The organism is Sphingomonas arabinosi (assembly GCF_036663715.1).
Taxonomy (GTDB): Bacteria; Pseudomonadota; Alphaproteobacteria; order Sphingomonadales; family Sphingomonadaceae; genus Sphingomonas.
Genome location: NZ_JAXOJN010000003.1, coordinates 445958 through 460771, shown reverse-complemented (window position 1 = coordinate 460771; position 14814 = coordinate 445958). Strand labels below are relative to the sequence as shown.

Genomic DNA, 14814 nt, shown 5'->3' with positions numbered 1-14814 from the left:
TCGATCCGTTGAGATCAGAGACTATGGTCTATCTTCAGTCATCGCGACTGCAGATAGAACGGAAGTGGCGGTATCGTCACAAGGATGTTCGGTTAGATGGGAGATTTGACAGAGGCGTTGCTTTAGGGTTTCACATGTATCCTATGACGCTGGGAGATTGAGTTGACCTTTTTTCCTCTCACCGGCCGCGGCAATCCGGCTGTGAAGCGAGCGGCTCGCAAATCGCAGAAACCGAGGATCTGCTCCGGAGCGCTGATCGCATTTCTCGTCGCGTTTGCCACCCCGGCAGCCGCGCAAACGGGCAATGACCTCATGACGAAGTATCGGAGCATGACCGGCGTAACCGCGTCGGTTTCGTGTTCGAGTAAGGGGGCGCCGGATGATCTGGTCGTTTGTGGAAGACGGGACGACGGCAGATATCGTCTGGGCGCCATTGATGGAGATGACGTCGGTCCGCATGGTGCTGTCCGCGACACGCGGACGGACTTGCTCAGGGAAGGGAGCAACTGTTCGGGATCCGGCGTCGGTGCGCACGGAAACGCAGGATGCGGTGGTGGTTTGAACGTCCTTGCCATTGGCGCCGCGGCTGTGAACGCCGTTAAGGCAATCATCGACTGATAGCCGGACGCCCTTAAAACTTGTTTGCGATGGACGCGACCCGAAAACATATTCAGCGATCCAACGCGCCAATCGCGTTAATGGGGAAATGGCAGTCAGATGACCCCCGGATATCAGAAAAATGAGACCGCGCGGCTCGACTGGGCGCAGTCTGCGCTCCACCGCATTGGGAGAGGCTCTTGCTGCCCGGGGGTGAGGTGGAGAGGTTTCGTGCGGGAGGTGTCGGACCGTCGCTGGCGAGTTCTTCCAACGCTTGTGAAGCTGCGTTGAGTGTGAGGCACCGGCACTGGTTCCCGAACATCCTGTGAGCGGACTCTTTGCTTGGAATGTGCCCTGCGCTACCCTGCGCAACACGGCTGGCGCCAAGCTGACGATCGTATGAAAGTCGTCCTCACGAGCGCCCCTCTCGGGCCCAGGCGGACCGCCACTTTGACGCCTCACGCCTGACGAACCTCACTGCGTGCCGCTTTTGGAAAAGTGTGCAGACCTTGCCACCCCGCTCCCCTCTCCGGTGATGTTCCAATAGAACAAAAAGGGATCAGGCCGCGGATTGTAGGATATAAATAGGAAATATCCTCGCATAGCGACATTGCTTGGTCGAAACCAGAATTCGAACCGGTCAAGCATAATCCCATAAAAACCTGGAGATCATGATGTCGGACGTAGTAGTAATCGGGTATCGCCTGCCACAGATAAGCAAATTGGAGACTATGAAAAAGACGAACGGTCCCGTTCGATCTGGTCAGGCAATGCCTGGCGATAGTTTCGGAACTCCGGCTTCGGCGACTCAAGCCATCGCCGTCAATGCCACTGCCGACAACCCAGCCAACGACGCTGCCGTCGTCGAAGCCGCGGAGCGCCTCGCCGGAGCGTTGCTCGATTTGAAGGAGATCCTCAAGAGCTTCGACCCTGCTACAGACGTGACTATTGAAAGTTTGAAGATCACGGTAAAGGCCGGCGATCTTCTTAAGGACTTGGACAATACCAAGTTCACCGTCACCGATCGGAGTTACAACAAGAACAAAGGCGTAGGATCCGCCGTTCGTGGCAATCCGAACATGGAGGAGATCAACTTTGCGGCGATCACAGGTCCCGACGGATATGGGGCCGAGCGCTTCCCGGGCAATTCCGGGCTCGTCGGCATCATGCTGCATGAACTCGGGCACATTTCGGCGGCAGGCGACGGGTTCTGGCGATCAAGCCAAGGATACCACAAAAAGGATCCCGTTCTCCGCATCTCGTCGTTCTACAACACCGAGTACGCGACCAACTTGGAGCGTTTCGCAAACAACTTCATGGATGGAGTCGCGACCGGCCTGAACATCGATCTGCACGGCCTCGTTCCCGGGGGCTATCGGGGTAAGGCCGTGGATCCCAGCGCAATCTACAACTCTCACGTCCCCCCCGGTAAGCAGGAGTAAGACGGTCTAGCTAAGAGGTGTCGATGGAGCGGGCGTAACCGCACAGAACGTGGGAGCGCAGTCGCCCATCCCATCGACGCCTCTCTGCTTGAATTGGATGTCGAGGCTGATCAGTTCGATCCTTCGGTGGTACCGCAAGACCTTCGCGTCGACGACGAAATACCGTGCGAGCTTCAAGGCGGCCTGATCAGCGGCGTCGTCCTTCCTTTCGGATCTCGCTATCCGGCAATCCGATAGCCTACCCGTCCTGAACAGTGCTCGACACTCGACATGTCCATAGCGCCAAGCCGTCCTCCTTGCCAACGATACGCTGTCTATCACATGCTTCGAGGGGGTCGACTTCCAAGTTGTTTCGATGAAGGGAGGTGAAGATCCCCTCATCAACGTCGTTGATTTGTACTCGATCGATAGACCGGCGGACAACGCGAGAATTGTAAGCAACATCGTATTCGTTCCTCGTCCGTTGATGGTGCGGTTTGCCCCGTTCCGTGTGATCCGAGATCTAGTTCAACCTTCGGCCGACCCATACGACCTGACCGATTATGCGTACCGTGCTCAACGGACATTCGAACCACGTCGGATATGCCGGATTGTCGCTCGAAATCGTGAGGAGGCCGGACGATGGATTGACGGCCAGTCGCTTCACGATCAGCGCGTTGTCTCGATCCAGTACGAAGATCCCGTCGGAGGCTCTGGCCGACCCTGAAATTCTGCGTACGAGAATGTCGTCACCATCGACGAGAGTCGGCTGCATCGAATCTCCACTGACCTTGATGATCGAAAGGTCGTCCGCATTCTGCTGACCAACATTCCGAAGCCATTGACGGTCGAAGATGTAGGAGCCGACCGGGCGCTCATTCGTCACGGCTGACCCCGGCCCTGCGGATGCCCGCACGTCCATTTTGGATATCATAACCGTCGCGGTCGGAATGCCGGGCAAGCCGTTCCCCTTTCCGAGAAGGCGTTCATCCACTCCGAAGAAGTCCGCCAGGGCGCGCCTATCATTCTCGTCAAGATGCTTCGGCGACCCACGAGAGACGTATTGCTGAAGGTAGGCCGCGTTCCTGCCAAGCATCTTCGACAAGGCGGCAAAGCTGGTCGATCCTTGCATCACGAGACGCTTCAGCTCTGTCCGCGCGCGTTCTGCGTCCACTGTGACCGAGGGTTCCATCAAAATAGGATTATTCCTTTTTTCAGGTCTGGACAAGTAGGATTTCGTGAGGAACATAAAGGGAACAAGATTGGAGGGTTCACATGTTTCTGCTGCAACGCATCGAGAAGTATCTGCAGGCGGAACGCGTTCCACCGACGCGTTTCGGGCGAGAAGCCGTTGGCGACCCACGCTTCGTGTTCGATCTTCGGGATGGCCGGCAGCCGCGTTCGAAGACGGTCCAGCGGGTGGCAGAGTACTTGGACAGGGCCGAACACGAGACTCCCCATGAACGACGCTGACCGGCCTGAACGGCGCCACGCAATCGTTGGTGGACGCAGCGGCCTGATCGCATTCTGCGTACTCGTGGCGGCGATTTGCTACCTCGCAACGGTAGCTGCGATCCTGGCTTGGGCCGGTCGATACGCGGAAGCGTTGGGCTTCGGCGGCATAACCACCGGATTGGTGGGGGTACTAGGTACCTTCAGACCGAGAACCGCGGTCGAGGATGTCGATCGACAGACGGTTGAATAGGCCCGGACATGGTCCGCACTGCATTATCCCATCCGCTTTAAGCTACCCGGACGCGGCATGTGCAGGAGGAGCGATCCTTCCTTGAGTTTCGACAGGCAGGGCAGGAAGCTCCCACCGCACCCAAACGATAGAAGTAGTGGATCCATCGATGCGACACGATCGGTCGCCAAGCCGATCCCCAACGTCGTTCGCGGCCGGATCGAGTCGCCGAACCGATGGAGGAAGAAATGAGCGGCTACCGCAGCGCGATCAGCGGGCGATACGTCACCGGCAAGCATGGCGCCGCAAGTCCGTGCACTACCGTGCATGAGAGCCCGAGATCCGGGGGTGGTTCCGGCCCCACTACCGAAGCGCCATATCCGACCGATACGTCAACACCTCGCATGGGCGAGTCAGCCCGCACACTACACTCAATGAGAACTGATCATGGCTAAACGTTGCGTCCAGGCCACCGTCAAGAACACGCAGGGTGAAATAGCGAAGCTCCGCCACTTCGGCGAATTCTGGTCGTCTCGGAGTAAGGCCGACGCCATCGCGGACATCCATGCCGGTACGCACGAGTACTGGGTGAACTGGACCAACGCGCCTGAGACGAAGATCAAGGTCGTGAGTGGTTCGACCGGCAAATATCTGAGGACGGACCGGGACACGACGACCTGCAACAACCTCGACGATCTGCCGGGTTGCTGACGGGCGATAGGGTCAGAGCAATGCTCTGGCCCGGTCTTCCGCGTTGCCTGCTCTTTAGGCAATGCGGGAAAGTCATCCCGCCGCTGGCCGAGCAACATCGCTAAGAGTTCCACCGGCTCAACGAGCTCGACCGCATCTCCCCACATGTACAGATGCTAGCACATCTCCAACAGTTCCGCTGCGAGGAATCGAACGACCAATGATTCGTCCGGCTCGGATCGCAGCCGGGTACGACGTTCTCCCAGGCGCCTGGCATGCGAGAGAAAGTCGCCATTCTATTGCTGGACGGGACCAACGCGTTGATCACCAAGGAGCGCCAGTTGCTAGCACAGGTGGCTCTTGTGGCCGCGACGTTCGAGACGATTGCGGACGACCGGCTGGCCAGCCAGGAAGCAATCTGGCCCAATCGGTAGACGTAGTTTCAATGATCTAATTCCCGGAGGACAGTGGCCAACCCCTTGTCCTCCCAGACTTTCGACCCGTGTGGAGGTAGATTCAGTGGCCCGGCGGTTCTTACGATTGGTAGCTTGCAGATCGAAGCCTCAGCAGCACTCGACAACAGAATGCCCGTGTCTTGGGCGCTACCACCGCCGCCATGAAACCGCTCGTCATTCGAGTCGGGCATGGTGACGCGCTTTTCGCGCTTGGATGACCTGGGACGAGCCGTCGATTAGACCTAGGGAGATCAGTCGCCTAGAAGCGGCATAGGGGGCGTCATGCTATACACCTTGGAAGAGTATCTAGTTCTCGTCCGCTCAGATGCCGATCTTGCGCGATCGAGCGATGGGGGCCTGCCCGACAAGGTCAGCATGGCAATCGCCCTCGCAAGCGCCTCCACTGCGAAGGTGGGGGTGCAGCACCGCCCGTTCCTCGAGCTCTTTTCCGATGCCGAAGCATGCAACTGTCTGAAGGTCTACGTCGACGTATATGGAAGAGCAGTCAGCTACATAGTGTCCGCCTGGTGCGACCTCGGGGACGGCGCCTGCGAGCCCTCCATCTGGATGGCGGAAGATGCCGCTTGTGGGTCCGCCTTCATCGTCGATTCCTGCTTCACAGAGGGATCATTCAGTCAAACGGTGGCGCTCTATCTGTCCTGCACGAACGCGACCAACGTTACATTGTACAGACCCGGTCGTCCCAAGACGTACAGGACCTACGGTCTTCCCGAGTTGCTCCGTCGCCGTTGGCCAACGTCATACGTTCACGACAGGTTTGCCGCTGAAAACCGTTGCTACGTCGAGGAGGCGATCCGAAGTTCGCTCGCCCTGTTCGAGCTAACGGCGAAGGCATGCACGGTCATGCGCCTTTTCGAAGACGAAGGCGTTTCACAAGGGTTGGACATCTCGCGATCGTTTCCCTTGGTCTGCAGCCTAATCAATCTCGATCAGATTCAGATTGCTGGTGCCGAAGAGGAAACAGGATGCATAGCCTTTGCCCTCTCCAATCTGGACGTCTGGAGCACGGTCGATGTCGGCGCATCCCTCACGATGACGCTGAATGATTACTCAAATGGCGATGACATCATCGTTCTGTTCGGTATCGGCAATCATCGGGCTATCTTCAAGCTACTCATTTCGTTGTTGGATCGGCTTGTCGACGAGGGGGAGCCTGACGCAGTAGTTCCCCTTCCCCTCTTCAATGAATTCGAGGAGATGATCCGCACGCAATACGAGCGGCGCGGTTGGAGGGTCTCGTACGTACGGATCAACAATTTCCTGAGAATCTCCAGAGTGGAGGAGTGAACCCAAGTGGCGGTCTACCAAAGAAAGCTGGCTTCGATTGTGTCCAGCGAGCCTTCCTCGAAGGCTGTGCGGCTCACAGCACTTTCAAAGGCGAAAATGCTCTGGGTCGACAATCATGCCACGAGGGATGCGCCGCGCTCTCCTACAGCTAGACCGAGTAGCGAAGCCGAGGAGGCGAACTTATTGGCGGCGGCCTCATATTCCATATCCTCGTCCGACACCGACTCGGTTACGGGATGGGCCGACCGGTACGGCGGCGGTGGCATCGGGGTGAATGGTGGGAGCGGTCGGGCCGTCGTTCTGAATGGCCTCAGCATCAAAGGCGTTGGACCAACACCGCTGATCGGGAAGGGGGCTTCGCCCAATCACAGCGGCGGAGGTGCATACTTGGAGGAGGCATTGCGGGAGGCGCTATTCTCCCAGCTATTTCGGAAGATCCTTCCTCACGGCGCCGTTCCAGTTTCTGCGATCATCGATACCGGCGAAGACCAAACCTGGCACTTTCGCGATGGAGCGTCGGAAACGCAGAGACGGGTTCTGATCGTGCGACCGTTTCCTCTCCGGCCCGCTCACTTCCAACGTGCATACCAGTATCGTCCGTCATTACTCAACGAGACGAGACTCGATGTGAGGCGCGTCCATCACAACTTCGTTTCGGCTTCGGATCATTTCGGTGGAGAAGGGTTGAGGAGCCGTTTGGTAACGTGCTATTCCCGTTGGTCCGAGCAGTTGGCCTTTGCCCACGTCAGAGGCCTGGCACTTGGCGCAACAGCTTCAAACATCGATATCGATGGTCGGATACTGGACTTCGGGGCCAGTTCGATACTCCCTGGAGTTGCAAATTTCGTCGTCTCACCAAGCGTCACGTTGCTTTGTGATAGAGCTAAGCTCATGCAGTCTCTCAACAGCCTTTCGGTGATGGCGGCAGCGTTCGACGCCGGACTCTACAGCGCGTTCCACGACGAAGTGATCGAGGCGGTCGAAGAAGCCTATAGGGTCGGCATCGTTAGACACGCGTTATCCTCGATCGGCTTAGGTCACCGCTTCGACTCAATTGAGTCCAGTGGCAAACTTTTCAAGCAAATATATTCAGATTACATGCATCATCATCGCACAGCAACCCGACTGAGAGTGGACCTGCTTCCCAGCAACTTTCGCGTCGAGTGCGGCCTCGGTTCCGGATTGAAAAGCATATGGTCCAAGGATAGGCCTTCGTCACTTGAACCACTTGCCCGAACCTTGACCAGAAACTTTCCGGATCGTTGCTCAAAAGAAGAGGAAGGCGGAGTGAGGCAAGGTCCGGTCACTCGCGAGGCGCTACGTAGCGAGCTTCACGGAATCGTCGCGGCGACTGGTCACGAGCAGAGATACGAACACGTGGTATCCGTGCTTCTGGGTAAGCTGGAGGCACAGTTGTGAAGTGGGTTTCCCTGTGACCGCTCGTGGGACGCTGCCTCGGTTGATGCGATCGCGTCTCGTATAGCGGGCGCCAACATAGTCGTACTGTGCCATATGTTTGTTAATCTCAAGCTGCTGACTATAATGTTCAGGAACAGACCGATTTCTTGAGCGTAACGAGAAGGTGGTCAGTTCCTTATGCTGTCCGTGACGCACCACGATGAAATTGAGCATTAAGCTCGTCCGAAGAATCACGAAATTATCGACATCCATGTCCTTGCGATCGGTTTTCAAAGCGTCTGATCCTACCGATGTCGTGCGCGCCACCGTTGTAGCGAGTCGGTTCGATGAGTTTTGGCAGAAGGTCGACTGAGCCGAAGCGATTTTCGACCACGAGGACCAATACGTAGCCGACGACCTCTCCAATCACTGTTGCATCGATGGATTTGATTTGCAAAGATAAGGCCGCCCATACCGGGCACGGAGAGTCATGATGCAAGATGGTCAGGACAACACGAAGAATGCGGTATTCGGACAACGGATCCGCACCCTATCAGCAACCGAAATCGCAGAGGTCACCGGTAGTGCCACCGCCGCCAAAGCTGCAGCGAAGGGCGATTTCGGTAAGGACTACTTCGCCAAGGACGAGTGACCGAGTGAAGCGGCACATTCAGATTCCGGGAGGTCGTGTCGTATCGCGGCCTCCCATTTACCGCTCATGATAGACGCACGACTTTCGCTAGGCGACGTTGGCAGTCAGCCGCGCGTCCATGGACTAGTATGCAATACCGGTAGCAGCACTGTCGAGGTATTCGCCGCCAGGCATCTGTCAATTGATACGGGGTTAGATGCCGGGGTCACCTGGGTTTGGGCCGGTGAGGGCAGTGACCCTTACCCGCAGGTTCGTAGCAGCACCGAGGTCCATCGGAAGCATGGCAGCTCCTCCGACTTGGAGGGCGTCAAGATCGTGTTCGAACACGAACAAGGAAAGCCTCGCATCACGGTCGTGCGCACGAATGGCAGTCGAACACCCCTCTACGCCAGCTACTCAGACGACACGTTAACGGTATCCTGGCGATACGAGCGCGCTGTGTCCGGTGCGAAGGTTCTGGTTCCTGACAGCGGCTTCATCAAAGACTACATTGAAGTCGGCCGCCGTCGCGTCAGGGGTACGGTATTCCAAGGGATTCAAAGTCTTTGGGCAGGCGAAGCGGTCGTATTCGACGAAGCGGGTGTTCGCTTCCTCGAATGCCCGGTCTCCGGCATTGTAGTTCCCGGCACATTGCGGGTGTCCGCCAGAGCCACGGACGCTTTCGCCTCGTTGATCCGTGAGAGCTCGGCAGTTGCGGTTGCCGCGGCTCGCAGCCCAGTCATGGAACTCAGCGGAGGCTACGACTCGACCTGCGTGGGTCTGGCGGTCAGATCCCTCAGGGACGATTGGTCCTCCTACAGCGTGATCCAGCAAGGGGCTGCCGGACGTCAGCAGCGTGAGCGTCGCAGAGAACTGCTCGATATCTTAGGTGCCAATGATCAGGAACTCGACTACGTCAACATCCCAGGGCCCATCGCTGCCCTCGAAATTCCAGAGAATCGCGTAACCACTTTGGACGACAACCACCGGACGTCGTGCGCCACCATGTTGGACGGACACCCTTGCGGTCCGTTCGATGTGGCGCTGACCGGCATCGGTGGGGATGAGCTCACGATGACCGATACGTTCCGGGCCGACAAGGACGAACTGCCCGGGAGTATCGCCACATCGGCTTCAGTCGCGGCCGCAGGACGAGCCGATCTTTTTATGCGTCGTGGCATCTGGCCGATCAACCCGCTGACCAGTCAGAGTGTCGTAGACTACTGCCGGGCGCTTCCGCAGGAAATGAGAGAGGGCCGAGCGCTCAATACGCTATTCTTGGCGAGGAGCGGTTTCTCGGACGGCTTCATATTTCCTCCCTACCGAGAGCATTGCGGAGGAAGAATGATGTCGGAGATCTATGAGGTCGACTACGAAAAGGACCTCGCCGGTGCTTTGCTGGCTGATCTTGGGATCGTCGACGTCGCTTCCTACCTCAAGGAGATTCGTTGGGGTCTCTTCACCGACTACACGGCGAGACATGCAGTCAAGCTATGGTCGATCTACAAGGTCGAGGCAGTGCTGCGGAGATACATGACGTAGATTTACAGGTCTCCTGTATGAGATGCGGTCAACGCGTCCGCTTCGAGGCATGGTTCGGGTAGGACGATCTTGAACGCCAATGTCGGGCAAAGTCGCACACCGATTCAAGTGCGATGGGAGGCTGTACCCGACCCTTGGCAGACTGCCGGCACGGTGCGGTAAGGGCGCGAGGATTCTGGCGGACCGGGATGTGAGTGCCTCCAGCCGGGATAGGATACGCTGCAGGCCGATCTTGCTCTGTCTTCGATTCTTCGATTTGCCCTATATCGTCTGGCCCGGCTCAACTTCGTTGGCATGCGGCAGCGGCGTGCCCACCCACCCTTGGCCTATCTCGATCAGTACCGCTTCCCCCTCTGGTTCGTCCAACGTATGTACGCCAGGCCATGGATCAGCCGTCATTATCCCGTAATCATATGTCAAATCAGACCAAGGTCATGGCGAGGAGCGGGCGACCGTCGGTTTCTTCGGAAGATAGCGATTGAACCACGCCATGACGCGATTGAAGACGTCGCGAACATTCGCCGGTGACTGCGCAAGGCTGTGACTTTCACCGCCGTAGCGAACGAGTTCCGCCGTTTTACCTTGGGAGTATAGCCCATAGAAGAACATCTCGGCTTGGGTTGGGGCGCTGCGGATGTCCAGATCGCCATGGATCATGAGCAACGGCGTATGCACGCGTTCGACATATCGGATGGGCGAGTTGCGGGCGTATCCCTCGGCATCCTGCCAGGGGGGGGCTGGCAAGCCGAATTGGTCAGTCATCAACCAGTTGTCCGACTTCTCGTGCTCTATGCCAGCGTAACCGCGCGAGGTGGGATCGAATTCTCCGAAGCTCGCGGCCAGATCCGTATCCCCCGCAATGGCAACCGCGGCCCTGAACCGGTCAGTCTGGCCAACCAGCGAATACACGCTGTAACCTCCGTAGCTCTGCCCAAACACGCCCAGACGATCGGGATCGGCAATACCGAGCGCAATAAGCCTGTCGATCGCGGGGAGGACGCTGCCGGGAATCTGACCGTAGACGTCGCTTCGCTTGCCGCGTCCGCTAAGCGGGATCGACGGGACAAGGACGACATAACCCTTCGCCGCGTACAGATGGAGGTTGTAGATACCCGGCATCGATGGAGAAATCATGTATTCGTCGTCGAGAGACGACGGCACCTGATGGCCGGCGTAGACCCAGACTAGCGTCGGATAACGATGATCGGCCGAGAACCCCGGCGGGAGTATGACGGCGCCGTTCAGTTCGACGCCGTCGACACCCTTATAATTGATCAGGCGCGTTTCACCCCATGCCACCTTATTAAGATCGGGGTTGAGGGCCAGTAGCCGCAAAGGCGGGGCGCCCGCGAGGTTTGCGCGATCCAATGTGGCACCTGCACCTACGGTCGGGGCGTATATGATCGTTCCCGTATCAAGTCGGGCATCGATGATCTCCCCCCCCAGCGCGGGGATTGTTGGGCTGGTGATCCCGGTAGTCGTGTTCATGCTGGCCAGCACTTGCGTGTTGTCCCGTCGACGCAGGGACGTCAGACGTGTGGCGGACGCCCTGTCGTCGTCGTCCGGCATCTGGAACGCCGCCTCTCCGCCTACATCACGGACGGGTAGAAACGCCATTTTCCCAGAGTCCAACTTCACCATCGTACTGCCAGCGAACCCTATGAGCGATCCGTCGCCAGCGCGAACTAGCTTTTTTGGTCGAGCGTTGGCGGACGGCTCTGCGATGGAGGTTTCCGATCCGTCACGGCCAAGGGCTATCCATTCCCCGGCCTTCGTGCGCAGGACGAGGTGCGTGTCGTCCACCCACATCGGCGCGGGGGGGCGTGGCCCATCCCCGAGCGCGTCTGTCTTCTTGGGGGGAGCCGACCCGATAGGCAGGACGATGTCGCGATCGGAGTCGGCGATGAACAGCGGAGCGACGGGAGACAGGCCGTCGTGTCGCGCACGGAGTACGACCGAACGGCCATTCGGAGACCAGCCATAGAGAGCCAGTGGGTAACGCGCCGCAGGAGGCATGACCGTCCAACGCGGTTGCGTACCCCCCGCCAAGTCAACGAAGCCGAGCTGTCGTTCCACGAGCCAGTCGTCGGAAAAAGCGTTGGGAGTCCGGCGTCCGTCCTGCGGCCGCAAGGCACCGGTGGAAGCGAGTATAGCCAACCGGTCGCCATCAGGTGACACCGAAGCGGTCAGGCTGCCGTGGAATGGATAGGCCGGTACTCGGGCAACAACACGCTCGCGACGGCTTGGCACTTCGATCACTCGGAGTGTCGCCTGACGTCGCGAGTCCCCTTCCGGCGCGGAAGCGGATCCGCTCGTCACCACGCTGGCGGTTGGTTCGTCGCCTTGGCGCAAGCGGGAGGCATCACGTTCAGCGATCCGGAAGGGACGCACGTAGTTGTCTATCGCCGCAGCGACTTCTCCCTTGGGCATCATCGTTACCAATAGGCGATAGTCATCCAACCAAAGAAATGGCGCATTTTCGGCGACGATGCCGGTGCTGCACGCATGTGCCACGGTTCCACGATCAGCGCCGCCGCGCAGATCGAGTTTGTCCAGCGCACTGCCGTAGCGGGTCTGCGTCATCACGCCGTCTTCGCTCATTCGCTTAAGCGTGCGTGTCTCGCGCTCCCAGACATACAATCGGACGTTATCACCACCGCGGGGCTCGCGCCCCTTCGAAAGCGTCGACAGCATCGCGAGGCGCCGGCCGTCGGGTGACCAGGTTGCGCACCAGAAACCCGCTGCCTTCGACGCGCCCTTTGTTATGGCGTTTCGCGCGCCCGTCTTGGTGGAGATGAGCCAAACGTCTGTTCGGGACGGATCCACGTCGTACGACGCGCGTCCGTATACCTCGCCGCTGCTCGGCTTGCGGCGGATGACTGCGGCGACCCACTCGCCATCCGGGGACAGCGTCGCTCTTTCCAGGGATTCCTGATCGAGCACGTCACCCATCGTCAACGGATGTTTGTTCACGACCGTGGGTTGAGCGCTGGCCGAGTGCACCAACTCGCCCGTCGGCGTGGAGAACAGAAACGCGATTGCGATCCGATGCCGGAGAAAGGTCAAAAATGAATCTCCTAATTTCTTCCTGTCATATGGGCTAAATTTCCGACGGTTTGAAGCCTACGCGCGAAGTGTTGGACCATGAAGATGTCGGGCGGCACAGAGGAGTACAACGCCTGAGTGCCGGACCGGTTTAAGACGGGCACGGCAAATCGCCGAAGTCATTCGCCGGATAGGCATTTCGGACGAAACCTTCGGCCGGTGGGAGAAGGCATATGAAAAGTCCCTAGCCACCTCCTGCAACCAGACCCGTTCCGCCCTAATCCGCCAAGTAGCATTAGTCTTGTCACTGCGCACGAGCCTATGTAACCTGCGCCACTTAGCGGCTCAATGCCTCAGATGCGAATAGAGGATCGACCTCGATGTTTCTTCGATTGCAAGAGGATCGGTAAGTATGGCCGCGCGGATGACATGTGTTATCACTATGTTCGCTGGAGATATTCCTCAACTGGTTTTTACCGCGCGTAGCTTCCGGCTAATGTGCCATGATTTGGGCATCGAACGAATATTCATAATATTGCTGACGCACCGGCGAGACAGCGAGAGTTATGGGGATTTGGCCGAACTTGTTCGAGAGGGAGTATTCCCGTTATTTGGCGAAAGATTTGCCTTTTGCTTGGAATTAATCGGATACGAAGATTTGTTTCCCGGAACCAAGGGCTATTTAACCAGTGCGACCGCGAAATCGGCTTCGCTGATGGCGTTTGCAGGAAATCATGTAGGGATTGGTGAGCTTGTAGTCCTTGAGCCCGGCGAAATGGCAACGTCGATGCTCCATGTCGACCATCAAAACGATTGGGGTAAGTCCTCGGTAAGCCGAGTCTCCCAATTCGCGAGCGCACACGATCAACGGTCACAACAGGCTTGTCGACTACTGGGCATTCCATTCTCCGACGCCCCGAAGGACGGCGGTGAGCGCTTCGAAGCCCGCATCTTCATGAATAACGCCCTCATGCAACTCGACGCCGCCGTCGAGAACGGGCTGAAATCGATCGCTCCAAAGCTGGTCAGTGGAGAACTAGCGTGCGACCTCTGTGACCTTCACGACATGTGGCACCGTCACTTGTCATCAGGATCGCATCACGATCGCAGCCGGGCCGAAGCAGCCCAAAGCAGATTGTCCGACGAGCAGAGCGATGTCGTATGCACCGAAGGCGCGCCCGAGGAACCCGGCGGATATCTGAAGATCGTGACGTTAGAAGCCGCACGAGCGTCGAATCATCCGCTTGCTGTCGACGAAGCCCTAAATTTGATCAGGGATGATTTGGCAGCGCGGGTGGCTGCTCTGGAGACGTTCGATCCTAGCGCTGCAGCCAGGGCGATCGATCTTCTGAATGAGTCATGCGGCGGGCACGTAACCTTTGTTCAAGTGGGGGCGAACGATGGGACATTCCTCGACCCAATTGCCCCTTTCATCACCGATCGCTGGCGCGGAGTCGTCGTGGAGCCCATCCCGGAATATTTCGATCTGCTCGAACGACGCTATGCCCAGTTTCCGAAGGTGGAAGCAGTCGCGGGTGCCATCGGCGACGGACCAGGGGAAAGAACAATGTACTTCTTTCATCGTGCAGGAACTGATGACCCGGACCGAGAAGCGCACCCCGAGTGGTTGAAAGGCTTGGCGTCCTTCTCAGCCGAACACCTGATGAGGCATGGCGTCGCGCAGCAGGATATTCGCGCGCTCAGTGTACCCGTGTTTCGCGGAAGCGACGTGGTCCGTGGTAAGCTGCCGGACTCGGTTGACCTCGTCGTCATCGACGTGGAGGGTGCCGAGCGTGAGGTTCTGGAAGGTTTCGATCTGGCCCAGCTGAAGCCGACCTTGATCATTTTCGAATGTGAGCACGTGAGCGAGGAAGATGAACTCATCTTAAGCGATCTATTCGATCGCAGCGGATACAGCGTATGTTGGTCGAGGCCGGACGCCATCGCGTTTCTCGCTTCCGAGGCGAGATTTCGGGAAGCCTTCCTCACTTCGGATTTGAAGGACCCAGAGCGAAATCCGTTGATCCTTACCGCCTGAACGCG

Annotated in this window: 12 protein-coding genes; 10 read left to right on the top strand and 2 right to left on the bottom strand. The window is 58.1% G+C overall.

From position 1 onward, the window contains the following. Positions 1 to 162: 162 nt before the first annotated feature. Positions 163 to 618 (top strand): hypothetical protein, encoded by a 456-nt coding sequence (locus U1708_RS07700; RefSeq protein ID WP_332744345.1) that lies wholly within the window; start codon positions 163 to 165, stop codon positions 616 to 618. Between the two features lie 710 nt (positions 619 to 1328). Further along, positions 1329 to 2039 (top strand): hypothetical protein, encoded by a 711-nt coding sequence (locus U1708_RS07695; RefSeq protein ID WP_332744343.1) that lies wholly within the window; start codon positions 1329 to 1331, stop codon positions 2037 to 2039. A 502-nt stretch (positions 2040 to 2541) separates the two neighbouring features. Here U1708_RS07695 and U1708_RS07690 read toward each other — a convergent pair. Then, positions 2542 to 3267: a S24 family peptidase gene (locus U1708_RS07690; protein WP_332744341.1), complete on the bottom strand. Its 726-nt coding sequence runs from the start codon at positions 3265 to 3267 to the stop codon at positions 2542 to 2544. A 26-nt stretch (positions 3268 to 3293) separates the two neighbouring features. Here U1708_RS07690 and U1708_RS07685 point away from each other — a divergent pair, with 26 nt between their 5' ends. The 7 genes from U1708_RS07685 to U1708_RS07655 all read left to right on the top strand — a co-directional run bounded on the left by U1708_RS07685 (position 3294) and on the right by U1708_RS07655 (position 9726). Beyond that, positions 3294 to 3491: a hypothetical protein gene (locus U1708_RS07685; protein WP_332744339.1), complete on the top strand. Its 198-nt coding sequence runs from the start codon at positions 3294 to 3296 to the stop codon at positions 3489 to 3491. Between the two features lie 658 nt (positions 3492 to 4149). Further along, on the top strand, positions 4150 to 4413 hold the full coding sequence (locus U1708_RS07680; RefSeq protein WP_332744337.1) for a DUF3892 domain-containing protein: 264 nt from the start codon (positions 4150 to 4152) through the stop codon (positions 4411 to 4413). A 254-nt stretch (positions 4414 to 4667) separates the two neighbouring features. Then, complete coding sequence (locus U1708_RS07675) at positions 4668 to 4826, top strand: hypothetical protein (protein ID WP_332744335.1); 159 nt, start codon at positions 4668 to 4670, stop codon at positions 4824 to 4826. 303 nt (positions 4827 to 5129) lie between these two features. After that, the gene (locus tag U1708_RS07670) at positions 5130 to 6155 is read left to right on the top strand and encodes a hypothetical protein (protein ID WP_332744333.1); all 1026 of its coding nucleotides are present in this window, start codon (positions 5130 to 5132) and stop codon (positions 6153 to 6155) included. A gap of 6 nt (positions 6156 to 6161) precedes the next feature. Next, entirely contained in the window at positions 6162 to 7574 is a 1413-nt protein-coding gene (locus U1708_RS07665; RefSeq protein ID WP_332744331.1) for a hypothetical protein, read from the top strand. 472 nt (positions 7575 to 8046) lie between these two features. After that, positions 8047 to 8205, top strand: coding sequence for a hypothetical protein (locus U1708_RS07660; RefSeq protein ID WP_332744329.1), 159 nt, complete (start codon positions 8047 to 8049; stop codon positions 8203 to 8205). Between the two features lie 315 nt (positions 8206 to 8520). Further along, positions 8521 to 9726 carry a hypothetical protein gene (locus U1708_RS07655; RefSeq protein ID WP_332744327.1) on the top strand — a complete coding sequence of 402 codons (1206 nt, stop codon included), beginning with the start codon at positions 8521 to 8523 and terminating at the stop codon, positions 9724 to 9726. Between the two features lie 432 nt (positions 9727 to 10158). On the opposite strand, the gene U1708_RS07650 is transcribed toward U1708_RS07655, so the two are convergent. Next, positions 10159 to 12792 carry a S9 family peptidase gene (locus U1708_RS07650; RefSeq protein ID WP_332744325.1) on the bottom strand — a complete coding sequence of 878 codons (2634 nt, stop codon included), beginning with the start codon at positions 12790 to 12792 and terminating at the stop codon, positions 10159 to 10161. Positions 12793 to 13183: 391 nt separating this feature from the next. Between U1708_RS07650 and U1708_RS07645 the strand changes: the two genes are divergently transcribed. Continuing rightward, a complete protein-coding gene (locus U1708_RS07645) occupies positions 13184 to 14809 on the top strand; it encodes an FkbM family methyltransferase (RefSeq protein WP_332744323.1) in 1626 nt (541 codons plus the stop codon). Positions 14810 to 14814: the final 5 nt, after the last annotated feature.